This window comes from Streptomyces sp. NPDC002324 (assembly GCF_053593335.1).
In genome coordinates, this window is sequence record NZ_JBSFCF010000008.1 from 47,660 (window position 1) to 71,101 (window position 23,442).

General features: G+C 71.1%; 21 protein-coding genes and 1 pseudogene. 8 read left to right on the forward strand and 14 right to left on the reverse strand.

Translation table 11 applies throughout. The features are described 5' to 3' along the window. Positions 1-134: 134 nt before the first annotated feature. The 7 genes and pseudogenes from ACWCRJ_RS13485 to trhA form a co-directional block, all read right to left on the reverse strand. Positions 135-815 carry a DUF3618 domain-containing protein gene (locus tag ACWCRJ_RS13485; RefSeq protein WP_450939433.1) on the reverse strand — a complete coding sequence of 227 codons (681 nt, stop codon included), beginning with the start codon at positions 813-815 and terminating at the stop codon, positions 135-137. Next, on the reverse strand, positions 791-1,207 hold the full coding sequence (locus ACWCRJ_RS13490) for a phage holin family protein (RefSeq protein ID WP_450939434.1): 417 nt from the start codon (positions 1,205-1,207) through the stop codon (positions 791-793). The genes ACWCRJ_RS13485 and ACWCRJ_RS13490 overlap by 25 nt, the downstream gene beginning before the upstream one ends. 3 nt (positions 1,208-1,210) lie before the next feature. After that, on the reverse strand, positions 1,211-1,846 hold the full coding sequence (locus tag ACWCRJ_RS13495) for a hypothetical protein (protein ID WP_450939435.1): 636 nt from the start codon (positions 1,844-1,846) through the stop codon (positions 1,211-1,213). A gap of 199 nt (positions 1,847-2,045) precedes the next feature. Beyond that, on the reverse strand, positions 2,046-2,771 hold the full coding sequence (locus ACWCRJ_RS13500) for a Mut7-C RNAse domain-containing protein (RefSeq protein WP_450939436.1): 726 nt from the start codon (positions 2,769-2,771) through the stop codon (positions 2,046-2,048). Positions 2,772-2,804: 33 nt separating this feature from the next. Then, positions 2,805-3,458 carry a TetR/AcrR family transcriptional regulator gene (locus tag ACWCRJ_RS13505; RefSeq protein WP_450939437.1) on the reverse strand — a complete coding sequence of 218 codons (654 nt, stop codon included), beginning with the start codon at positions 3,456-3,458 and terminating at the stop codon, positions 2,805-2,807. A gap of 4 nt (positions 3,459-3,462) precedes the next feature. Next, positions 3,463-4,237: pseudogene (locus ACWCRJ_RS13510) on the reverse strand (MFS transporter). Between the two features lie 150 nt (positions 4,238-4,387). Continuing rightward, positions 4,388-5,146, reverse strand: coding sequence for a PAQR family membrane homeostasis protein TrhA (gene trhA / locus ACWCRJ_RS13515; RefSeq protein WP_450939438.1), 759 nt, complete (start codon positions 5,144-5,146; stop codon positions 4,388-4,390). 348 nt (positions 5,147-5,494) lie between these two features. Here trhA and ACWCRJ_RS13520 point away from each other — a divergent pair, with 348 nt between their 5' ends. The 7 genes from ACWCRJ_RS13520 to ACWCRJ_RS13550 all read left to right on the forward strand — a co-directional run bounded on the left by ACWCRJ_RS13520 (position 5,495) and on the right by ACWCRJ_RS13550 (position 13,636). After that, on the forward strand, positions 5,495-7,321 hold the full coding sequence (locus ACWCRJ_RS13520; protein ID WP_450939439.1) for a phosphoenolpyruvate carboxykinase (GTP): 1,827 nt from the start codon (positions 5,495-5,497) through the stop codon (positions 7,319-7,321). Positions 7,322-7,736: 415 nt separating this feature from the next. After that, positions 7,737-8,726: a serine/threonine-protein kinase gene (locus tag ACWCRJ_RS13525; RefSeq protein ID WP_450939440.1), complete on the forward strand. Its 990-nt coding sequence runs from the start codon at positions 7,737-7,739 to the stop codon at positions 8,724-8,726. A 256-nt stretch (positions 8,727-8,982) separates the two neighbouring features. Continuing rightward, entirely contained in the window at positions 8,983-9,267 is a 285-nt protein-coding gene (locus ACWCRJ_RS13530; protein WP_237547582.1) for a hypothetical protein, read from the forward strand. A 159-nt stretch (positions 9,268-9,426) separates the two neighbouring features. After that, complete coding sequence (locus ACWCRJ_RS13535; protein ID WP_450939441.1) at positions 9,427-10,647, forward strand: hypothetical protein; 1,221 nt, start codon at positions 9,427-9,429, stop codon at positions 10,645-10,647. Between the two features lie 155 nt (positions 10,648-10,802). Beyond that, on the forward strand, positions 10,803-11,564 hold the full coding sequence (locus ACWCRJ_RS13540; protein WP_450939442.1) for a vWA domain-containing protein: 762 nt from the start codon (positions 10,803-10,805) through the stop codon (positions 11,562-11,564). A 1-nt stretch (position 11,565) separates the two neighbouring features. Further along, positions 11,566-12,354 (forward strand): PP2C family serine/threonine-protein phosphatase, encoded by a 789-nt coding sequence (locus tag ACWCRJ_RS13545; protein WP_450939443.1) that lies wholly within the window; start codon positions 11,566-11,568, stop codon positions 12,352-12,354. 115 nt (positions 12,355-12,469) lie between these two features. Then, a complete protein-coding gene (locus ACWCRJ_RS13550) occupies positions 12,470-13,636 on the forward strand; it encodes a hypothetical protein (protein WP_450939444.1) in 1,167 nt (388 codons plus the stop codon). 237 nt (positions 13,637-13,873) lie between these two features. Here the strand turns inward: ACWCRJ_RS13550 and ACWCRJ_RS13555 are convergent, their stop codons facing one another. The 6 genes from ACWCRJ_RS13555 to ACWCRJ_RS13580 form a co-directional block, all read right to left on the reverse strand. Further along, positions 13,874-14,458: a hypothetical protein gene (locus tag ACWCRJ_RS13555; RefSeq protein ID WP_450939597.1), complete on the reverse strand. Its 585-nt coding sequence runs from the start codon at positions 14,456-14,458 to the stop codon at positions 13,874-13,876. A 4-nt stretch (positions 14,459-14,462) separates the two neighbouring features. Next, positions 14,463-16,058 carry a substrate-binding and vWA domain-containing protein gene (locus ACWCRJ_RS13560; RefSeq protein ID WP_450939445.1) on the reverse strand — a complete coding sequence of 532 codons (1,596 nt, stop codon included), beginning with the start codon at positions 16,056-16,058 and terminating at the stop codon, positions 14,463-14,465. After that, the gene (locus tag ACWCRJ_RS13565) at positions 16,055-17,245 is read right to left on the reverse strand and encodes a toxic anion resistance protein (RefSeq protein ID WP_450939446.1); all 1,191 of its coding nucleotides are present in this window, start codon (positions 17,243-17,245) and stop codon (positions 16,055-16,057) included. The genes ACWCRJ_RS13560 and ACWCRJ_RS13565 overlap by 4 nt, the downstream gene beginning before the upstream one ends. A 19-nt stretch (positions 17,246-17,264) precedes the next feature. Beyond that, a complete protein-coding gene (locus ACWCRJ_RS13570) occupies positions 17,265-18,338 on the reverse strand; it encodes a hypothetical protein (RefSeq protein ID WP_450939447.1) in 1,074 nt (357 codons plus the stop codon). Positions 18,339-18,831: 493 nt separating this feature from the next. After that, a complete protein-coding gene (locus tag ACWCRJ_RS13575) occupies positions 18,832-19,233 on the reverse strand; it encodes an SCO4983 family protein (RefSeq protein WP_450939448.1) in 402 nt (133 codons plus the stop codon). Positions 19,234-19,331: 98 nt separating this feature from the next. Further along, on the reverse strand, positions 19,332-20,543 hold the full coding sequence (locus ACWCRJ_RS13580) for a pyridoxal phosphate-dependent aminotransferase (protein WP_046917215.1): 1,212 nt from the start codon (positions 20,541-20,543) through the stop codon (positions 19,332-19,334). 328 nt (positions 20,544-20,871) lie between these two features. On the opposite strand from ACWCRJ_RS13580, the gene ACWCRJ_RS13585 reads away from it, so the two are divergent. After that, positions 20,872-21,780: a S1 family peptidase gene (locus tag ACWCRJ_RS13585; protein WP_450939449.1), complete on the forward strand. Its 909-nt coding sequence runs from the start codon at positions 20,872-20,874 to the stop codon at positions 21,778-21,780. Between the two features lie 8 nt (positions 21,781-21,788). Here the strand turns inward: ACWCRJ_RS13585 and ACWCRJ_RS13590 are convergent, their stop codons facing one another. Further along, on the reverse strand, positions 21,789-23,408 hold the full coding sequence (locus tag ACWCRJ_RS13590; RefSeq protein ID WP_450939450.1) for an N-acyl-D-amino-acid deacylase family protein: 1,620 nt from the start codon (positions 23,406-23,408) through the stop codon (positions 21,789-21,791). Positions 23,409-23,442 lie beyond the last annotated feature (34 nt).

A 23,442-nucleotide genomic window follows, 5' to 3' on the forward strand; every position in this document is an offset into this window, starting at 1 on the left:
CGGGGCCGTGGCGGTGACGCGGGACGGACGATGTGCGCGGCACCGGGCCATGCCAGGGGCAGGGCGGACCGCGCGTCACCGCCCGGCCGGAGCCGGGGAGGCGTGTGCGCGTCACCGGGCGCCTGCGGCGCCGCTCAGCCGGGGCCGGACTGTGGCGGCCGGGCCTCGTCGGCGACCTGCCTTCCGGAGTCGCGTGCCTGCTCGGTCACCTGGGCGGCCTGGTCCTGGGCCTCGTCCTGCGTGGCGCGGGCGGCCTCCGCGGCGGTGTCCTTCACCTCCTGCGCCGCGCCTTGGGCGGCCTCCTTGGCGCCCTCCTTCAGGTTCTGCGCGGAATCGAGGACGGCCTGCTTCGCCGGTTCCAGCGCCTCGCCGCCGCGTTGCATCAGCTCGGTGGCCTTCTCCTGCTCCATCTGGGAGGCAGGCAGCATCGAGGCCGCCAGCAAACCGGTGCCGAAGGCGATCAGACCGGCGGCCAGCGGGTTCCCCTGCGTCTGGCGCATCACCTGGTCCGGAGCCTGCCGTACGGCTTCACCGGCCTGGCCCCCCGCCTCACGCGCGGTGTCGACCGCCTGCTGGGCGCCCTCCTGGACGGATCCGGCCATGGACTGTGCGCTGCCGCCGACTCCATGGGCGGTCTGGGAGGCGGATCCCATGACCCGTTCTCCCAGGCCCGAGACCGCGCCGCGCATCCTGCGGGTGCGACGACGGGCCATGCGGCGGGGGCTCGCCCGATCCGCGAGCCGGTCCACGTCGGCGGACAGCCGGTCCCGGGTCGCGGTGATCTCGGCCCTCATCTGGTCGGGTGACGTGCCCATTGCGCATTCTCCTTCAACGTCTCGACTGTCTGTCCGGGCTTCGGGTGCACGGTGCGCATCTGGGTGCGGCCCCGTTGGTACAACACCGCCGCGACCGCCGCCCACACCGCGGTCACGATCAGGGCGGCCCAGCCGCCGTCCATCACGTTGGCCAGGCCCAGCACCGCGGCCACCGACAGGAAGAGCAGAACCATGTACCCGGCGAAGCCCGCGCCGCCGTACATGCCGGCCGCCTTACCCGCCTTGGTCGCCTCCCGCTTGACCTCGGTCTTGGCCAGTTCGACCTCCTGCTGGAACAGGGTCTGGACGTCGGAGGTCACGGCGGACAGCAACTCGCCCACCGAGGCGTCCCGACCGCGTACCTCCACCGGGCGGGCGTGGAGCGTGGACATCGCTCACACCTCCGAATAGGGGCGAGCGGACGCGCCACCCGGGGGCATGCCGACGGACGGCTGCAGCTCCGGCGGCGGACCGGACGGGAGCGCCGTGGGCAGCCCCGAGGCCGGAGCCGCGGGCTGCTGTCCTCGCTCACCCGCCCCGTCGGGCTTCGCCGCCTTCACCAGCCGCCCGACGGCCAGCCCTGCCAGCAACGCGCTGCCCAGGAAGATGCCGGGACGCCGGCGGGCGAAGTCCTGCACGTCGGTGAGGATCCCGTCGACTCCCTGTTCGTCCAGATAGTCGGCCGCCCGGCGCCCGCCGTCGGCCGCCTGAGCGGCGAGGCTACGGGCGGGCGAGTCGCCCTGGGCGTTCTCCGCCATCCCGGCCAGGTCGTCCGCCCAATGGCGCAACGAACCGGAAGCCCGTCGGGTCTGCTCCTCGGCCTCGTTCATCGCACGGCTCCGCAGGTCGTGGGCGACCGCCCCTACCTGCTGCCGGGCCTCGTCCGCCACGGTCCTGGCCTGGTCCATGGCGGTACCCGCGACCTGTCCCGCGGCCTGCCTGGCCTGATCGGCGGTGGCGGACGCCTCGGCCCTGGCCGTCTCCCCGGTCTGCCGCACCCTCGTCGTGTCGCCCTGCGCTGCCTCGCTCATCAGCCACTCCTCCTCACAAGATCACGAACTATTGATCCGTTTGATCCGTTGTGTAAGCGAGTGACTGTTTTGTGCCCGTTCACACCCTTTCGGTGGGTTTTATGGGTCGGCGGCCGGCATATGCACCGCAGCAGGTGTGGTGGCTGTGCGCGGTGCCCGATCGGACTGCCTGCGCGGCGCTTCGGCACTCGGCTCGAAGTCAGCCCGTACGCGTCCTCAACGCCTCCCGCACGATGGCCTCCAACTGCTCGTGGTGCGCGCCCTTCCAGTACGCCCGGCCGCATGCGTCGCACTGGGCGAACACGTCGTACGACTTCTGGGTGCCGCCCTCCAGTCGGTCGGCGACCTCCTCCTTCGTGGCCGGCTTGAGCAGGCCGTTGCAGGCGGTGCAGCGGGTCCAGGGGTGCAGGTCGGGGGCGAAGCGGGCCAGTACGTCCTGGAGTTGGTCCTCCGGGTGGGTGCTGTAGATGTACGCGCCGGCCCACAGTTCGCGTCGTCGCAGGAGGCCCCGGTCGCGGCTGAGCAGCACCCGCTGTTCGGCGGCGGAACGGGTGGCCAGCGCGGGGTCGCCGATGTCCGTCGACTCGTAGGCCGTGTCCACGCCCAGCAGGCGCAGGCGTCGGGCGAGGGTGCCGAGGTGGACGTCGAGGAGGAAGCGGAGCGGGGCGCCGGGGACGCGCTGGGGGCGTTCCACCGGGCGCACGGTGACCGACTCGCCGTGCGTCGGGATGTGGGACACCGGGACTTCGCGGCCGTCGACGACCAGTGCGCCCACCTCCGTCAGTGGGACGCCGAGGGACTCGACCACGTGGCCCAGGGTCGAGATTCCGTCCGTGGCCAGCGGGGTCGCGCCCGCGCGGCGGCCGTGGGGGACGAACAGGGCCAGTTCGGGGGCGACTTCGATATGGATCTCGGCGGCTTTCACCAGGTCAGGATGGCACGGGGGAGGGGGGCGGACTCAGGGATTTCCCCTCGGCAGGCCGTGTTGGAGCGTGGTCAGGGTGCGGTCGACGAGTTCGGCGAAGTCGTCGCGGTGGTCGTTCTCGGCCCAGTAGAGGGACGTCTCCAGCAGACCGCCGATCAGGGACATGGCGTAGACCCGTACCTCCAGGCTGTCCGGGTCCCGGCCGGTGCGCTCGGCGACGGCGGTGCAGAGCATGCGGCCCGTGACCGACATGCTCTCCATCATGCGCGAGCGCACCGCGGGGATCTGGACCATGAGGCGCGTACGCAGCCGCGCCACCGCCGCGTCCTCCTCGACGCCCGTGCGGACGGCCTCCCGCATCACGTGACGGATGCTGTCCGTCCAGGGCTCGTCCGCCGGCCGGGTCCGCAGTTCCTCCAGGAGGACCGGGTCGAACTCGTCGGTGAGGACGATGTCCTCCTTGGTGGGGAAGTAGCGGAAGACGGTCGACGGCGACACCTCCGCCCGGTCGGCGATCTGCTCGATCGTCGTGGCGTCGTAGCCCTGCTCCTCGACCAGCGCGTAGGTCGCGGCGCGGATCGCCTCGCGGGTCTTGATCTTCTTCCGCTCACGAAGTCCGAGCGGCGGGCGGTCGGCGGGAGTGCCGGTGGGGGTGCCGGTGGGGGTGCTGGGGCGTGCGGCCGTCATGCGGTCATTGTCGGGCATCGGCCCGCGAGTCGGCCAGGTCAGGCCCGGTTTCCGCGCCGCCGGTGCTCTCGCCCTCGTTCGCCGTCGGCGCGCTCGGCAGGAGAGCCATGGCCAGCAGCGCGGCGACCAGGGCCGTGGCGCCGCACACCAGCAGGACGAGGCCCATCCCGTGGACGTACGAGGCGTTCGCGGAGGTGAGGGGATCGGCCGCGCCCGTCCGTTCGGCGACCATGTGGGCGGCCACCACCGAGTCCCCGGCCGTGTCGGCGGCCGGCGCGGGCAGCCCGGCGGTGTCGATGTGGTCCCGGAAGACGCCCGCGAGCAGGCTGCCGAGCAGGGCGATGCCGATCGCGCCGCCCACCTGACGCAAGGTCATCAGCAGGCCGGAGCCTCCCCCGCTGCCTTAGGGGCGTGGGGGGACCCCCAGCCCACCCGGTCGGCGGGCGGGGTGCCGAGGGCGCCGGACTGGGCCAGTGCGCCCACCACCGACCCGGCGAGGAAGATGCCGAGCCCGGTGATCAGCATCCGCCGTCGCCCGAAAACCGGTCGCCGAGGAGCCCGGCCGGGAGCATCAGGGCCGCGAGGACCACGATGTACGCGTCCGCCATGAACTGCTGCTCACCGGTGGTGGCGCCGAGCTGTCCGGCCATGGTCGGCAGCGCCACGTTGAGGATCGTCATGTCGAAACCGAGTACCAGCATGCTCGCGACGAGGGCGCCGAGGGCCCACCAGCGGCGGGGGCCGGGCCGAGCCCGGGAAGGGGTGATGGCAGTCTCTATGAAATGACAATAGCTCTCAAAAGATGGCGTATGCCAATTGCTGGATGGTTGATCGGTACGGGGAGTGCTGCGCGGGCGGGCATGCGGAAGTGGCCGCGGCTTGAGAGCCGCGGCCACGGAAGAGTGGGCGTGTCCGGTCGTCCCGGAGGGTCAGGCGTGCTGGTACGCCACCATCGAGATCCCCACGTAGTGCACGACGAACGCGGCGAGCGTGAAGGAGTGGAACACCTCGTGGAAGCCGAACCAGCGCGGTGACGGGTCCGGGCGCTTGAGGCCGTAGATGACTCCGCCGATGCTGTAGAGCAGGCCGCCGACGATCACCAGGACCAGGACGGCGATGCCGCCCGTGCGCATGAAGTCGGGCAGGAAGAAGACCGCCGCCCAGCCCATCGCGATGTAGCAGGGGGTGTAGAGCCAGCGCGGGGCGCCGACCCAGAAGACCCGGAAGGCGATGCCGGCGACCGCCGCTCCCCAGATGCCCCAGAGCAGCCACTGACCCTTGGCGCCGGGCAGGAGCAGCATCGTGAGCGGGGTGTAGGAGCCCGCGATGATCAGGAAGATGTTGGCGTGATCCAGCCTGCGCAGGACGCCGTCCATCTTCGGGCTCCAGGTGCCCCGGTGGTACAGCGCGCTCACGCCGAACAGCAGGCAGGCCGTGAGCGCGAAGACCCCGCACGCGATGCGTCCGCGTGTGGAGTCGGCGAGGGCGGTGAGTACCAGACCGGCCACGAGTACGGCCGGGAACATGCCGAGATGCAGCCAGCCGCGGAGTCTGGGCTTGATCTCGTCGGTGATCTGATGGATCTCGTCGGTGATCTGGTGGGCGATCTGATGCGGCAGGGATCGCGCGTCGGACGTGCGGCTGTCGGCCGGCGTCTCCGGGTGCGCATCGGGGACGGACGCTGTCATACCTTGCATCGTACCTACGGAACCGTAACTTACGGGACCGCGCGTCCTGTTCGCCCGCTCGGAAGTGGCCATCGTCTCACGGGTAGCCCTCGGAGGGCGTCCGGCCGCTCGTATGGATACCTGCGGTGAACCGGCGGTGACGCAAAGAAACCTTTCGGGCGCGGTTGGGTGAGTGGTGATGGTCACCATGCTCACGTGTGAGGCCCTATGGACATATGGGCACTCTCGTCGGATGATCAAATGAGTGCAGTCGGCACCGGATGAGCGCCAAGGGCACCACTGATGAAGCATCCGGGTCGCAGCCCCCACGGGGCCTCCCACAAAAAATCCCTCATTTTAGGAGCAATCGTGGCGCGCGACATCGCGGCTCCCCCTTCAACCGTCCCGACCGCCCACCGAGAACTCGTGGCGTGGGTGAACGAGATCGCCGAACTGACCGAGCCGGACAACGTGGTCTGGTGCGATGGATCCGAGGCCGAGTACGAGCGCCTGTGCGGGGAGCTCGTCGAGAAGGGCACCTTCCGAAGGCTCGACCCGATCAAGCGCCCGAACTCCTACTACGCCGCGTCCGACCCGACCGATGTCGCCCGGGTCGAGGACCGGACGTTCATCTGCTCGGAGAAGGAGGAGGACGCGGGCCCGACCAACCACTGGAAGGCCCCCGCCGAGATGCGGGACCTCTTCCAGGGGGAGAAGGGTCTGTTCCGCGGCGCGATGCGCGGGCGCACGATGTACGTCGTCCCGTTCTGCATGGGGCCGCTCGGCTCCCCGCTCTCCGCCATCGGCGTCGAGATCACCGACTCCGCGTACGTCGCCGTCTCCATGCGCACGATGACCCGTATGGGACAGCCGGTGCTGGACGAGCTGGGCTCCGAGGGCTTCTTCGTGAAGGCCGTGCACACCCTCGGTGCCCCGCTGGAGCCCGGTCAGGCCGATGTGCCGTGGCCCTGCAACAGCACCAAGTACATCTCCCACTTCCCCGAGAGCCGCGAGATCTGGTCCTACGGCTCCGGGTACGGCGGCAACGCGCTGCTCGGCAAGAAGTGCTACGCCCTGCGCATCGCGTCGGTGATGGCGCGGGACGAGGGCTGGCTGGCCGAGCACATGCTGATCCTCAAACTGACCCCGCCGCAGGGTGAGTCGAAGTACGTCGCCGCCGCGTTCCCGTCGGCGTGCGGCAAGACGAACCTGGCGATGCTGGAGCCGACCGTCAAGGGCTGGACCGTCGAGACCATCGGCGACGACATCGCGTGGATGCGCTTCGACGAGGACGGGCAGCTCTACGCCATCAACCCCGAGGCCGGGTTCTTCGGCGTCGCACCCGGCACCGGTGAGCACACCAACGCCAACGCGATGAAGACGCTGTGGGGCAACTCGGTCTTCACCAACGTGGCGCTCACCGACGACGGCGACGTGTGGTGGGAGGGGATGACGGAGGAGACTCCGGCCCACCTCACCGACTGGAAGGGCAACGACTGGACGCCGGACGCCGAGGCGCCGGCCGCCCACCCGAACGCCCGGTTCACGGTGCCCGCCTCGCAGTGCCCGATCATCGCGCCCGAGTGGGAGAGCCCCAAGGGCGTGCCGATCTCGGCGATCCTCTTCGGCGGCCGCCGCGCCACGGCGGTCCCGCTGGTGACGGAGTCCTTCGACTGGAACCACGGGGTGTTCCTGGGCGCGAACGTGGCGTCCGAGAAGACCGCCGCGGCCGAGGGCAAGGTCGGCGAGCTGCGCCGCGACCCGTTCGCGATGCTGCCCTTCTGCGGCTACAACATGGGCGACTACATGGGCCACTGGGTCGATGTCGCCAAGGGCAAGGACCAGGCGAAACTGCCGAAGATCTACTACGTCAACTGGTTCCGCAAGAACGACGCGGGCAAGTTCGTCTGGCCCGGGTTCGGCGAGAACAGCCGGGTCCTGAAGTGGATCGTGGACCGGCTGGACGGCAAGGCCGAGGGTGTGGAGACGCCGATCGGCATCCTCCCGACGCCGGAGGCGCTCGACACGGAGGGGCTGGACCTGTCCGCGTCCGACCTCGACTTCCTGCTGACCGTCGACAAGGAGGTGTGGCGGGAGGAGGCCGCGCTCGTGCCCGAACACCTCAACACCTTCGGTGATCACACGCCGAAGGAGCTGTGGGACGAGTACCGGGCGCTGGTGAGCCGTCTGGGCTGACGTCCGCGTGTGTGCTCCGCGATCGGCCGGATATGGGTTGCCCTGACCAGCGACGTCTCCTTCGGCCGATCGCGGATTTTTTGTGCGCGCGTCGGGATGTGGTGCGCCCAGTCGCTCGGGGGTGCGGGTTTCGTCGGCGAGTGCGGCTCCGGTGGGGCTTCTCGCGCAGTTCCCCGCGCCCCTAGAGGGCCTACGGCCCTTTCGGGCCGAAAAGCACGGGGCGCAGCCCCTGCTTTTCAGGGGCGCGGGGAACTGCGCGACAAGCCCCCACCGGGTCGGCGGCTGGGGGTTGAAGGGGCGCAGCCCCTGAAGGATGGGACGGGTAGGGGCGGAGGGGGCGAAAAGGGCTGCCGCGCAACGGATTTCGCGGGACACTCGGGACATCCGCACCGAACCCCGAAATGAGGTGAGCGGGGTGTGTACACCCGTAAGTGACCCCCTGAAGATCGGCCCGTACAAGATAGTCGGCCGCCTGGGATCGGGCGGCATGGGCTGGGTCTACCTGGGCCGCTCACCCGCCGGCCGCGAGGTCGCCGTCAAGGTCGCCCGCCCCGAACTCGCCGCGGAACCCGAGTTCCGCGAACGCTTCGCCCGCGAGGTCGCCGCCGCCCGTGTGGTCAGCGGCGCCTACACCGCAGCCGTCGTCGACGCCGACCCGACCGCCGAACTCCCCTGGCTGGCCACCCTGTACGTCCCCGGCCCCTCCCTCGCGGAAGCGGTCCGCGCCGACGGCCCCCTTCCCGAGGCCCAGGTCCGCCCCCTCGGCGCCGGACTCGTCGAGGCGTTGCAGGCCATCCACGCCGCGCGCGTGATCCACCGCGACCTCAAGCCGGCCAACGTCCTGCTCGCCCAGGACGGCCCCCGCGTCATCGACTTCGGCATCTCCCGGGTCGACGGCGCCCCCGGCCTCACCCGCGTCGGTGTCGTCGTCGGCACCCCGCCGTTCATGTCGCCCGAGCAGATCCGCGGCGACCGGGTCGGACCGGCGAGCGACATCTTCTCGCTGGGCGGCGTCCTGGTGTACGCGCTCACCGGCCGCTCCCCGCACGGCAGTGGCGAAGGCGTGCGCGTGGAGGTCGTACGAGGAGAGCCCCGGTTGGACGGCGTACCGGCGGGACTGCGGCCCCTGATCGCCCGCTGTCTGGCCAAGCGGCCCGAGGACCGGCCCCGACTCGCCGAGATCCTGGCCGAGTTGGTGGAGGAGGACGCGAGCGCCGAGGTGTGGCCGCCCCCGCAGGTGGCCCGGACCATCGAGGTGCGGTACGAGGAGCTGAAGGAGCGCCACCTGCGCCGTACGACGAGCGAGTCCGTCCCCTCCTGCCTGCTGCTCCACGCACAGGCACTGCTCGACGCCGGTCTGACCGACGCCATGGTCGCCGGGGCGGTGGTCCGTGACGGTGCCTGACTCCTACCCGGGTCACAGCTCCCACCCGGGCCAAGGCTCCTACTCCGGCCGGGAATCGTCCACGGGCCGGGAGTCCTCCGGGGGCCGCGAGGCGTATCCCTCGGTCAACGCCGAGATACACGACCTCGGCACACACTGGCGGCAGTTGGTGCAGAACTGGGTCGCCCGGCGGAATTACCACACGGTCCACGACACCGTATCCGTGTCCCTGCGATTCGATCTCCCCGAGGCGGGGCGGATGGTCACGGTGAGATTCATGACCACCAAAAGACTTCTCGTGGCCTTCGCGACGGACGGGCATTTCCTCCGGCAGGATCAACTCGCCATGGCGGCGGCCGCGTCGAACGCATGGAATACCGAACAATTGATTCCCATGCTTTCCGTGTGGGACGTGCGGGGGCCCCGGCCCTGCCTCGCCGGGGTGTGCGACCTGCCGCTGACGTGCCGCATCACCCAGGCGGACTTCGACGCGCTGGCCAATGACTGGGTGGAGAGGGCGCGACAGATGTTCAGCCGTTGCCATCAGGTGTTCAAGTTGTAGAAGTGAAAAGCGTACTGATCGTAAGTCGACGAAAGTCGCCGTAACTCCACCGGCGGAATGCACCAAACCCTTCCGGCCGCCCCGTCGCCTGCTCCACTATGGGATGGGCTATTTCAGGGCCGCGGGGGGGTGCCTTTCAGGCCACGGGGGGTGGGTGCGATGGGTGCGATCGGGCGTTTGTCGTTCGTCGGTGTGCTGGTGGGGTCACTGGTCGCACTCGTGCCGGGTGGGCCGTCCGTGGCGGTCGCCGACGCATGTGCCGACCGGCTCACCGAGCAGCTGGAGTGCTGGGCCGAGGTGATCAAGGACGGCCCCGTCGTGATCACGCTGGACAAGCCACTGGCGTACGAGGACGTCGAGGAGCGGCAGCACCAGGACATCGAGACATTGCGCAGGGACCGGTACCCGCTCGTGGTCCGCGTGCAGAAGGACAAGGCCACCGGTGAGGGCGGTACGGCCCTGCTGGTCCTGGCCGAGGGGCGGCTCGTCCACCCCGAGGCCCGCATCGACCGGCTGCGGCCCGGCCCGATGAGAGCCCTGAAGGACGCGGGCCTCTGCGTCGACCGCACACTGATGTGCGAGTTGATCGAGCGCAGGGGCGACAAGTCCGCCCCTCTGGACGGCAGGGCGCTGATCGACGCGGGTCTGGCCGCCGACGTCACCAGCCATGTCGACGCCATCGGCCCGGGGGACGACGACGGGAAGCCGCCCGCCGACACCTCCCCGGGCGGATCCGCCGAGCAGGGCGGCCAGAAGCAGGGCGGCCAGAAGCAGGGTGGCCAGAAGCAGGGCGGTGAACAGGCCGGCATCACCGACGACGAACCCGCCGGTTACGGCAGCGGCGCCTGGACCGCCTTCTGGATGGGTCTCCTCCTCGCCCTGCTGCTGCTCGCCTTCGTGATCGTGATCCGGCGGTCCAGGGGCCCGGTGGCCGTGGGCCATCGGGCGGTGTCTCCCGGGCGGGCCCTCGGCGGACCCACCCGGGCGGCGCCGGCGCACGCGGCGCGCGGCGGAAACGGAAGCGGGAGCGGGGGCGGAAACGGGAGCGGGAGAGGGGGCGGTAACGGCCTCGGCGGCGCGGCCGACGAGGGGGACGAGGCCACCACGCGGCTGCGCGCCGCGCCCGCACCCCGGTACGGGCGTCAGGTGGGACCCCGCCCGACGCAATCCCGGACCGCCGTCGTACGGACCGAACTCCACCCGCAGGGCTATGTCGAACTTGACCGGGTGCTGCGCCGGGCCGTGTGGGCCGAGCCGGGGCGCCCACCACCCGCCCCCGGCGCTCTCGTCGACGTCACCGACGCACGGGAACGGGATACCGAGGTCCTGTACGCCTTCCCGCCGACCGCCGCCCGGCACGCGAAGGGCACGCCCAGATGACCCCCGGCGGCGCCGGCCGGCAGCCACCGGCCGGCAAGCGCCGGCCGCGACCCCGGCAGCCATGACAGCACCAGCCGCGAGCCCGGCAGCGGCGACCGCGACACAGGCATCGGCAACACAGGCATCGGCAACACACAGGCACAGGGGGAAGAACCATGCACCGCGAATACCCGCCCACACTGCCGGCGGAGTACGCCGACATCGAGTTCGAGAACAACGCCCAGCGCATGCCGCTCGTGCTCTGCCTCGACACGTCCAGCTCCATGGCGGGTCCGCCGATCCAGACGCTGAACAACGCGCTCGCCGAATGGACCCGCGAACTCCACGACGACGTCAGCCTCAGCTACAGCGTGGAGGTCGCCGTCGTCACGTTCGGCGGCCAGGGTGTCGGCGCCTGGCGCGGACCCCAGCTCCTCGACCCGCGCACCCGCACGAGCCCCTTCATACCCGCGCACGCATTCCAGGCACCGCAGCTCACGGCCGCCGGAGTCACCCTGATGACCGAGGCGCTGGAGCTGGCGATGCACATCGTCGCGGCCCGCAAGGCCGAACTACGGGCCTCGGGGCTGCAGTACTACCGGCCGCAGATCTGCCTCGTCACCGACGGCCTGCCCACCGACCCGACCGGTCATCTCACCGACTCCTGGCACCGGCTGGTCCCCGTCCTCGCCGAGGAGCAGAGCGCCCGCCGCTTCCGGCTGTACGCGATCGGGGTCGGCGGGATCACGGACCGGGGGGAGCAGGTGCTGCGCGCGTTCGCGCCGAAGTTCAACGCCCGGCTGCAGGGCTTCCCGTTCCGGGAGCTGCTCCAGATGATGTCCGCCAGCGCCAACGCCGAGCAGAAGGGCGCGGGGGACGAGGTGTTCGAGAAGATCTTCAGCCAGTTCAAGACGCAGCGCCCGGCCTGGGAGGCGTGAGATGACCGCCGCCGCGCCCTGGCGGATCCACGGTCTGAGCGTCGAGGGCTACCGGCACCGGCGCCAGGGACTGCCCTGTCAGGACGCGTGCGCCGCCACCGCCACGGCCTCCGTCGCCGTGCTCGCCGTCGCCGACGGGGCCGGCAGCCGGCCGCGCTCGGAGGAGGGCGCGCGGCTCGCGGTGCGGCTCGCGACGGAGCACTTCGGGCGGCGGGCCGAGGCGGCCCTGGAGGTGCCGCCGGGAGAGGCCGTGCACGAACTGCTGCGGGACTCCCTGCACGACGTGAGCAAGGACTTCCTCGACCGGACCGGCGCCGACGCGCAGGACTTCGCCACGACCCTCACGGTGGTGGTGCTCGCCCCCGGCTGGATCGGTCATGTCACCGTCGGGGACGGCTTCGTCGTCGTACGGGCCGGGACGGAGGACGGGGAGCGGCAGTTCCATCTGCTGCCGCAGGCCGCGGCGGCGAGCGAGTACAGCAACGAGACGGTGTTCCTCACCTCGCCGGACGCGGCACGCTGGACCCACACCGAGTGCGTGGCGGACGACGGGGTCGACGGGGTGCTCCTGTCCACGGACGGCCTCGCCCAGGCCATGCTCAACCGGGCGGCCGACGGCGCCACGTCCCCGAACACCTCGTTCGCCGACGCTGTGTTCCGCTCCCTGGACACCGCCGCCGAGGACGACCGCGACCCCAATCTGGCGGCCCTCCTGCGCTCCGACCGCCTCACCGCCCTCAACGCCGACGACAAGACCCTGCTGCGAGCGGTCCGCACGCACCGGCGATGACCGCACGGGCGATGACCGCTGCGCACGACGGACGACTCTGCCGGTCGTGGCCCTGCCCCCAGGCCGACGCGTCCGCGCGGCGGCGACCGGCCCAATGACACCCGGAGGTACGGCCATGAGCGGCCGCACGGTCTTTCTCGACGGCAGGCGGGTCACGCTGGCCGAGTTGCCGCTGAAGGGCGGCGGGCAGGCGGCGGTGTTCCCCGTGGAGGGGGACGCCGGGATCGTCGTCAAGATCTACCGGGACACACCTGGGCCGGACCAGGAGCGACGGCTGGCCCGCATGCTCACGATGTCCCCGCTGGCCGCCCGCCCGACGGACGCCAACCAGCCGCCCGAGCTGGCCTGGCCCACCGCGATCGCCCGGGGCACGAACGGCGAGTTCCTCGGCTACGCGATGCGCCGGTTCGGCGAGCCCCAGCACGTGCAGCTGGTGGGCCTGTTCACCCGTGTCCAGCGCCTCAAGCTCTTCCCCGACCGGGCCGACTGGCGGTTCCTGCTGGGCGTCGCCTGGAACCTCGCCTTCATGACGGCCCGGATGCACTACGACGACCTCGTCATCGGCGACTTCTCCAGCAGCAACGTCGTCGTCGACGGCAACGGCTTCGTCACCTTCCTCGACTGCGACTCGATCGCCTTCACCGACCCGGTCACCGGCGAACTCTTCCCGTGCCTGATGCACACCACCGACTACTCGTCCCCCGAGCGCCAGGCGGGCGGCCCCGCGACCCGGCAGAGCGACGACTTCGCCCTCGCCGTCCTCGTCTACCAGCTGCTCACCGCCGGCAACCACCCCTTCGGCGGGGTCCCGCACGAGAGTGCCTCCGAGTCGACCGTCAAGGACAACATCGCCGCGAGCTGCAGCTATGTCGTCCGCCCCGAGCGGGTCACCATCCCGCGCGGCACGATCGACCCCTCCGTCCTGCCGACCGAACTCCTCACCCTCGCCAAGGCGGCCTTCGGCGCCGGCGTCGAGAACCCCGACGCCCGGCCGAAGGCCGAGGCCTGGCTCCGCGCCCTCGACAAGGAGCGCGGTGAGGTGCGCGCCTGCACGGTACGGCCCCTGCACACCTACGGCTCCCATCTGCCGACGTGCCCCTGGTGCACCCGGGCCGCGGTCACCGGGCACGACGTGTTCAACGGACCCCGTCCCGCGACGGCCCCGGGGGCCCCGTGGGTGGCTCCGCCGGATCAGCCGCCGTCCCCGTACGCGGCGTTGAAGGTGCTGGCGGTGGTGGTGGGGGTGGTGTTGCTGATCGTGATCCTGGCGAACCTCGGCTGACGGCTGCCCGCCGGTCGTAGGGGGTGATGCGGGTTGCGTCGGCGGGTGCGGGCCCGGTGGGGGCTGATCGCGCAGTTCCCCGCGCCCCTAAAAGCCCAGGCCCTGGCGGGCCTGGAAGGCGACGGGTCCGCGGGCCTGAGAAGCACGGGGCGCAGCCCCTGCTTTTCAGGGGCGCGGGGAACTGCGCGAGAAGCCCCACCGGACCCGCACCCACCCACCACGCACCGACCCGCCCCCTCATCCCGACCGGTCCTCCAGGTACCGCGTGTGCGACTCCTGCCGACGTGCCTCCGCATCGCGCAGCGCCGCCGCGAGACGGCCCAACTCCTCATGCAGTAAGCCGAGTTGGCGCTCCAGGTGGCGTTCCGGGGGTTCCGTTCCCGGGGTCAGCCGGGTCCACCAGCGAGTGCGTACGAAGGTGTCGACCGCCTCGGGGACGTCCTGCCGTACGGCCCGGGAGAGAGCGTGGACGCCCTCCGGGTCGCGGGCGAGGATCTCGGCGACCCAGCCGGGATCGAGGAGGGCGGTGAGGAGTTCGGTCAGCTCGGTGAGCCGGCCGGACGCGGCGGGTGGCAGCTCGATACCGGCCAGGTACTCCCGCAGGGTGCCGAAGTCGGTCCGCACCTCGTCGAGCTGGGCCGAGGGGTCCGGGAAGTCCGGCGGCGGGGGGCGCTCCGGCGGGGCGATCAGGGCGCCCGCGCCGTACAGCCCGACGACCACGACCGGCCAGTACGGTCCCGCGATCCCCGCGAAGGTCAGTCCGAGTCCGGCGATCCCGAGGGCGCTGCCGGTGAGGTTCTTGCGGGACTCGACGTACGCCATGAATCTACTGGTAGCCACGGATCTCCTCGAAGGCGCCGTCGAGTGAGCCCTGTCGGGCGTCGAAGAGGCGGCCGCCGGTCAGGTCGGCGATGTGCTCCAGTTCGCCCTGGTCGGAGTCGCCGAAGAGGATCGGGAAGACGGGGATCCGCCGGTCGGCGGCGGGCAGCCGCTCGTAGAAGTCGTCGAAGTCGGCGGGGCTCGCGCCCTCGGTGTTCTCGCCGTCCGTCATCAGCACGATGGAGGTGAAGGTGTCCCGGTCGGCGGCGCCGAGATGCTCGTACGCCTTCCGCAGCGAGGTGTAGATGGCGGTGTCCCCGGAGGCGGACAGCTTGCCTGTGTCGGCGCGGATGCCGTCGAGCCCGGCCTTCGGGTCCTCGGGCCGGACGACATGCGTCGTCACGCTCTTCACGTCCGACCCGAACGGCATCAGCGTGACCTCCTCCCGGTCGCGGAAGTCGCCGGTCAGCTCGGTGAGCGCGGTCTTCAGCCGGTCGAGCCGGTCGCCCTCCATCGAGCCAGAGGTGTCCAGGACGTACACGGTCCGCGACGGGCGGCGCAGCTCGTTCTCGTACGCGTCGAGAAGGCCGTCGGCGACGGACCGGGAGCCGGGGAAGGGGAGTTCGCGGCGGCGCGTGGTGTCGAGACCGGCCGCGGGCGGGACGGAGGCGACGACCGGGCGGCGCAGCGTCCTCTCGGTGATCAGGCGCTGGATGTCCGGGGTGCGCAGGGCGTCGGTGAGCCGGCGTACGTCGTCCCGGACGTCCTTGCTCGTGGACGCCAGCGACGAGAGCGGGTAGTCGGCGGTGACGACCCCGTCGCGCGGCCGGATCACCGTCAGGTCCTGGCGCGACTTCAGCACGGACTCGTAGTTGAGGAGCGCGTCGACGTCCCCGCGCCGGTCGTACGCCGTCGCCAGCCAGCCCGAGGACCCCGACGTCAGCTTCTGCCCGGCGAAGAACTCCTTCAGCCGGGGCGTCGCCCGTGCCACGTCCGCGTCCGTGAGCGCGGACTGGGCGCCGGACAGGCCGGACGCCACCGAGATCAGTGTCGAGAAACCGGAGTTGGAGCGGGAGGGGTCGGTCATGCCGTACGTCAGCTTCCCGTCCGCCACCGCGTTCTCGATGTCCGGCCAGGTGACGCGGTCGGGCTTCCACCCCAGCTTGCCGACGGTCTCGTTCTTCACGCCGATCGCGACCGGGCTGGACATCACCGGCGTCTCCGACACGACCTGCTTCGCCGCGTCCGGGCGCAGCCGCAGATAGTCGTTGGAGGAGAGCCACAGGGCGTCGTACGAGCCCGTCGCCCGGGACCCGGTGAGCAGGTCCACCGCGTCGAGCGTGCCCATGTAGGTGGGCCGGACCTTGATGCCGGTGTCCTTCTCCACGCGCTCCAGCACCGGCTTCATGTCGGCGAGTTCGCTGGAGGCGAGGACCCGCAGGGTGCCGGGAATGTACTGGGTGGCCTCCGCCGGGCCGGGCCCCGCCTCGTCCCCGGCCGTGCAGGCGGTGGTCAGGAGCACGAGCCCAGTCACCGCGGCGACGGCCGCCGTGGCGCGTGCCCTCGTGCGGGTCGCCGTCCCCGCTCTTGTCGGTGTGCTCATCCGAGTCCCCCTTCCAGCGCACCCTGGTTCCGGCTGCGCTCCAGGTACTGGCTCGCGTTCTGGAGTTCGGAGGTCAGGGACTCGACGGTCGCGGCCATGGTCTCCGTGGCCTGCACCTTGTAGGTGTCGATGGCGTCGAGCGTGCGGTAGATCTGCTGGAAGGCCGAGCGGAGCGTCTCCGCACCGACGGCCGGATCGGCGGCGATGCGCTGGATCTCGCCGCTCTGGGTGGACAGCATCTCGGCGTTGCCCCGGATCAGGTCCTCTGTGGTGCCGCGCAACGCGTTGACCTGGTCGACGACCTTGCGCTGGTTGTCGAGCGCGGAGGCGAGCATCACCGAGATGCGCAGCGCCGACACCGTGGTCGTGGCGGCCCGGTCGACGCCCTTGATCAGCTCCTCGTTGTTGCGCCGTACGACGTCCATGGCCAGGTAGCCCTGGGCGCAGACGGCCAGCTGGGTGAGCAGGTCCTGGTGCTTCTGCCGGACGGGGAAGAGGACGTCTGCGCGCAGGGTGTCGCCCTGCTGCGGGTCGACGCCGTCGACGTGCGTCCGGATGTGGGTTTCTACGGCCGTGTCCAGGGCCTCTGTCAGGACGACGTACTCCTGGAGCTTGCCCATGGTCTCCCACAGCCGGACCCGCTCGGTCTGCAACGCGGCGCTGTCGCGCCGCAGTTCGTCCTGCCCGCCGCGCAGGGAGCCCACGATCCTGTTCAGCGTGCCCTGTGCGGAGGCGTACTTGGCGACGTGGTCGCGCAGCTTGTTGCCGCCGGGCAGCCGGGACAGGAACCTGCGGCCCCTGCTCGCCGGCAGATCCCTCGGGTCCAGGTCCTCCACCACGCGCCGGAGTTCGACGAGCGAGCCCGCGACCTGCGACTGCGCGTCCCCGCCCTTGCTCGGCAGGCTGCGCACGGTCCGCTCCAGCATCCGGTTGGACTGTGCGGCGGCGGTGCGCATCTCGCCCGCGCCGAGCGAGGTGATCTCCCCGACCTTGCCGGCGAACTCCGGGGAGCGCGCGTCGAGGACGGTGAGCCCCCGCACGTACTCCTCGGCCCTGCGGGCCATGTCCGTCCGCACGGACTCCTCGACCGGGACGAGTCCGCCGGCCTTCTCCCGGGGCACGGCGGCGACCGGTGCGGGAGGGGTGAGCGTGAAGGTGTGGTCGTCGTTGCCGTCTTCGATGGTCATGTGTCGTCTTCCCCTCGTCCTACTGGCCCCTGGCCCGGCGCGCCATCTCGTGCAGCACCTCGGAGGTGGGCACGGGCGCCTGCCGGACGGTCAGCTTCTGCATCAGGTGGGTGGTGTGGCCGGCGGTCGCCGACGTGAACTCGGTGGCCGCGCCCTGCGGCCGGAAGCCGTGCCGGGCCGCCAGTTTGCGCAACACCGGGTCCGTGCCGAGGAGTTCGCCGAGCGCACGGCCCTCGTCGGTGACCGGCACGACGGTGTGGTCGCTGAAGACGGTGGTGTCCGGGTAGAGGACGACCAGGTCGTCGACACGCCGGTCCGCCGTGAGCAGCGCGGCGACCTGTGACTCGTAGACCAGCACGAGGGGATTGCCGACCCCGCTGACGAAGTCACGGAACGCCGCGTCGGTGCTCGGCTGCTGGGCGCCCTGGACGCTGATCAGTTCGTGCATCAGCGGGGCGGTCCTGTCCAGGTCCGCCTTGCTCGCGACCACACGGCCGCCGTTGGCGACGTTGGAGGCGGCGGCGAGGTAGAGCGCGCCCGAGTTGGAGGTGGTCGGGTCGGTGGTGGCGATGTAGAGCAGCCCCATCAACTCGCCGTACTTCTCGGACCCCTTGAGGTCCTGCCATGTCCGGCTCTTCTCGGCGGCCTTCAGATAGGCGGCCATGTCGAGGACGCCCCGGCCCTTGTCGAGCGTGGCGAACCCGTTCCCGCGCAGCACCTCGGCTGCGTCCCGGTGGGCGACCACGACGAGGGGGGAGTAGAAGGGGCGGGGCAGTGGTTCACGGACCTTGTACTTCGCGGCCAGTTCGTCGGCGGGTGCCTTGCTGGACGGGAACGCGAAGTCGTATCCCTTCAGATCCAGGCCGTCCATGGCCCAGGATCCCGACGTCTCCGTCTTCACGGTGTAGCCCTTGGCGGCCAGGGCCTTCACCACCTGGGGGTCGGCGAAGAACTCCGCCTTCTCCGACCCGATCACTCCTCGCACGGTCTTCGTTGCCGTGCTCGTGTCCCCGGTGTCCCGGCCTGCCACGACGGCTGCCACCACGCCGCCGATCAGCAGGACCGCGAGGACGATTCCTGCGATTCGTCTCACAGGGGGAGAGTGCTCCCGGAACCCAACGTTCCTCGTCGTTCCGGGTGAACGGGGGGTGAAGCGGTGGTCCCGGAACGCAACGGGCGGCTGCCGCCGGGGGTGCGGGCCTCGGTGCGTGTTTCGGTGCGTGCTTCAGCGCGGGCCCGGTGGGGCTTCTCGCGCAGTTCCCCGCGCCCCTGAAGGCATGGGGCGCGCCCGGCTGTTTTCGGGTGCGGGTGCGGTGGGGGCTGGTCGCGCAGTTCCCCGCGCCCCTGAAAAGCAGGGGCTGCGCCCGCCGCTTCTCAGGCCCGCAGGCCGTGGCTTTCAGGCTCGCAGGTCCTGGCCTTCTCAAGCCCGTAGGGCCTGGCTTTTCAAGCCCGTAGGGCCTGGGCTTTCAGGGGCGAAAGGCTGAGCTTTCGTAGGTCCGTAGGGCCTGGGCTTTTAGGGGCGCGGGGAACTGCGCGGGAAGTCCCACCGGAGGCGCGCTCGACGATGGGTCCGTACCCCCGGGCTGCTACGCGCTCAGCGGGATGGCCGCGTGCGCGTCCATCCGCTCGGCCGCCAGGATCGCGGACGCCGTGTCCGCGCGGGACGCCGCGACGACGAGTGCCCGCCCCGCGAGCGCGTGCGCGCGACGGTGCAGCGCGGCGACATCCCCCGCGCCCCCGCCGGAGGCGACGCGGACCGGCGGCAGCCCGCCCCGCAGCCCGGCGACCCGCGCGGCCAGCGCCTCCGCGGCGGCGTCGAGGTCGTCGGAGGGGCTCAGCGCGCGGAGCTCGTCGGTGGCCGCCAGCAGCGCCGCCAGATGACCCGCGAGTTGAATGTCCAGCTCCTCCTCACGCGAACGGTGAGGGAAGTCGGAGGAGGTCGTGCCGGCCATCGTGTGGACCGACTTCGTGCGGATCGGCTCGTACATGGGATGGCCTCCAAGCTCTCGGACGACCACTCTACCTTAGATTCGTTCTAAAGTTGAGCGAGGTCCGAAAGCTCCGGTCCACCACCCGCGCCGCGCCGCTAAGCCTGCGCGTATCCGTCCAGGAAGTTCCCGATCCGGGTGATCGCGGACCGCAGATCACCCACCGTCGGCAGCGTGACCACCCGGAAGTGGTCGGGCTCGGCCCAGTTGAACCCGGTGCCCTGGACGACCATGATCTTCTCCTGCCGAAGCAGGTCGAGGACCATCCGGCGGTCGTCCTTGATCTTGAAGACGTTCGGGTCGAGGCGCGGGAAGAGATACAGCGCCCCCTTCGGCTTCACGCACGTGACGCCCGGGATCTGCGTCAGCAGCTCGTACGCGACGTCCCGCTGCTCCTTGAGCCGCCCGCCGGGCAGGACCAGGTCGTTGATCGTCTGGCGTCCGCTGAGCGCGGCGACCACCCCGTGCTGCCCGGGCATGTTCGCGCACAGCCGCATGTTCGCGAGGATCGTCAGACCCTCGATGTAGGAGTCGGCGTGCGCGCGGGGCCCGGAGATCGACATCCAGCCCACCCGGTAGCCGGCCACGCGGTACGCCTTCGACATGCCGTTGAAGGTGAGGGTCAGCAGATCGGGGGCGACCGAGGCCGTCGGGGTGTGCGTGGCGTCGTCGTAGAGGATCTTGTCGTAGATCTCGTCCGAGCAGACCAGGAGGTTGTGGCGGCGCGCGATGTCCGTGAGCCCGCGCAGCATGGCCTCGTCGTACACCGCGCCCGTCGGGTTGTTCGGGTTGATGATGACGATCGCCTTGGTGCGGTCGGTGACCCTGCGCTCGACGTCCGCGAGGTCCGGCATCCAGTCGGCCTGCTCGTCGCAGCGGTAGTGCACGGCCGTGCCGCCGGACAGGGAGACCGCCGCCGTCCACAGCGGGTAGTCCGGGGACGGGACGAGGACCTCGTCGCCGTCGTCGAGCAGGCCCTGCATGGCCATCACGATCAGCTCGGAGACGCCGTTGCCGATGAAGACGTGCTCGACGTCCGTCTCGATGCCGAGGGTCTGGTTGTGCATGACCACCGCGCGGCGCGCCGCGAGCAGGCCCTTCGCGTCGCCGTAGCCGTGGGCCGACGACACGTTGCGGAGGATGTCCTCCAGGATCTCGGGCGGGCACTCGAAGCCGAACGCCGCCGGATTGCCGGTGTTCAGCTTGAGGATCCGATGCCCCGCGGCCTCAAGTCGCATCGCCTCCTCGAGCACCGGGCCCCGGATCTCGTAACAGACGTTGGCGAGCTTCGTCGACTGGATCACCTGCATGCCCGTGAGCTTACGGCCCGGTAACGCGTTCCGTGTCGTGTTTTCCACCACCCGGGGCGGCCTCTCCCGCCCGAACCGCCCCACCGTCCCCCGATCTCCCGCCTTCTGGCCGAAGATCGTGCGGCCGGAACCAACTCCTTGCTCGGCCATCACCCGGCCTTCACAATGCGCATGACAAACTGCGGTGGCCGAAAGATCTTCAGCCCCACCGCACGACAGCCCGCACGGCACCGCTCGGCCCGCACAGCACAGCCCGCACAGCACAGCCCGCACAGCAGCTCACCCAGCAACCCACGCAGCAATCCACGTAGCAAGAGGGGACCCCCACATGAGAAAGCCTCTCGTCGCCGCGCTGTTCGCCCTGGTGATCACCGGGGTGGGCGCGGCACCGGCGGTCGCGGCGCCGGAGCCCGCGGCGGCTCCCGTGAAGTCGGCCGTCGGCAGCGTCGTCGACACGGCGAACAAGGCCGTGGCCGACCTCGCGGCCCCGGCCCCGGCGATCCAGGCCGTCAACTTCGCCGGCACCGTCTCGCTCAGCAACTGTTCCGGCTCGGTCGTCCGGATGCCCGCCTCCGAGGACAACGACCCGGCGCTGGTCATGACCAACGGCCACTGCCTGGAGACCGGCTTCCCGGCCGCCGGCCAGGTCCTCGTCGACCGGGCCTCCACCCGCACCTTCGGTCTGCTCAACTCCGCCGGCACCCGCGTCGGCACCCTGCGCGCCAGCAAGATCGCCTACGGCACGATGACCGACACGGACATGGCGGTGTACCAGCTCACCACCACGTACGCGCAGATCAAGAGCACGTATGGCATCGACGCCCTCGTCTACGACACCGCCCGCCCGACCGTCGGCACCCCCATCACCGTCGTCTCCGGGTACTGGAAGCGGACCTACAGCTGCGCCGTCGACGGATACGCGTACCGCCTGAAGGAGGGCGCCTGGACCTGGAAGGACTCCATCCGTTACACCTCCGCCTGCCAGACCATCGGCGGCACCTCGGGCTCCCCGGTCCTCAACAACACCACCGGCAAGGTCGTCGGCGTCAACAACACGGGCAACGAGAGCGGCGGGCGCTGCACCGACAACAACCCCTGCGAGGTCGACGCCAACGGCACGGTGACCGTCCGCCCGGGCATCAACTACGCCCAGCAGACCTGGCACGTCCCCGCCTGCTTCGGTGTGGACAACAAGCTCGACCTCACCCGCAGCGGCTGCATCCTTCCCAGGCCGTAGGGAACCCGTCAGGAGCCACGCCGGACCGCCCGGCCCGCCAGTACGTCCGTCCGCCGGCCGTCCTCGATGACGAGGCGGCCGTCGACCAGGACGTACGGGATGCCGGTCGGCAGGGTGCGCGGTGCCTCGTACGTCGACCCGGTGGCCACGGTCGCCGGGTCGAAGAGCACCAGGTCGGCGCGGTACCCCTCGCGGACGAGTCCCCGGTCCACGAGGCGCAGCCGCGCGGCGGGGCGTGAGGTGAGGTGGGCGACGCACTCCTCCAGGGAGAGCACGCCCAGCTCCCTCACGTACCGGCCGAGATAGTGCGGGAACGTGCCGTACGCGCGCGGGTGCGGCTTGTCGCCGCGCAGGATGCCGTCGGAGCCGCCGGTGTGCGCCCGGTGGCGCATGATGGTCCGCACGTTCTCCTCGTGCCCGACGTGCTGCAGGATCGTGGAGCCGAGCCGGTCCTCGACGAGCAGCCGGCGGGCGGTCGCCCAGGAGGTCTCGCCGCGCTCTTTCGCCGCCCGCGCGATCGTCCGGCCCACGTACGACGACAGCGCCGGGTCGGTGACGCCCGAGATCTCCACGGTGTCCCACGCGACGGGCACGCCGTGGCAGCCGTCGGCGCCGACGGCCTCCATGTGGTGCCGGACCCGTTCGGCCGTCGTGTCGTCCCTCAGCCGCGCGAGCACCGCCTCCGGGCCGCCCTCGCCCGCCCAGCTCGGCAGCAGCGCCACGAGCGTCGTGCAGCCGGGGGTGTAGGGATAGGTGTCGAGCGTGATGTCCGCGCCCGCCGCGAGCGCCTCGTCGAGGAGCGTCAGCAGCTGAGGGGCCCGCCCCTCGTTCACGCCGAAGTTCATGGTGGCGTGGGCCAGGTGGAGGGCGCAGCCCGCCTCCCGGGTCAGGGCGACCATCTCCTCGTACGCCCGGAGCGCGCCCGCCCCGTAGGAGCGGTGGTGCGGGCAGTAGTAGCCGCCGTAGGACGCCACCACCCGGCACAGTTCGGTGAGTTCGGCGTCCCCGGCGTACATGCCGGGGGTGTAGGTGAGCCCCGACGACATCCCGACCGCGCCCTCCCGCAGGCCCGCCGCCACCGCCTCCCGCATCCGGTCCAGCTCCCGCGGTGTCGCCTCCCGGTCCTCCCAGCCCACGGCGAGCATCCGTACCGTGCCCTGCGGGACGAGGTACGCGGCGTTCACGGCGATGCCCTCGCCGTCGAAGCCGTGGTCGAGGCGGTCCAGGTACTCGCCGACCGAGCGCCAGGTGAAGTCGATGTCCTCGCCGTAGCCGTTCCAGCCGGTGATCGCGCGGCGGACCTCTTCGAGGGTGCGGTCGTCGACCGGCGCGTACGACAGCCCGTCCTGGCCGATGACCTCCAGGGTCACCCCCTGCGCCGCCTTCGCGGTGTGCTCGGGGTCCCGCAGGAGCGCGAGGTCGCTGTGCGCGTGCATGTCGATGAAGCCGGGGGCCAGGACCAGGCCCTCGGCGTCGATCTCGCGCTGGGCCCTCGGCCGCTGGCACCCGGCCGCGGCCGCCTCCTTGACGATCGTCGTGATCCTGCCGTCCGCCACGACCACGTCGGCGCGGTAGGAGGGCTCGCCGGAACCGTCGACGACGTCGGCGTCACGGAGGACCAGGTCCATGTGCGTCACCTTTCAGGGCGGTGCCGGGATCGGC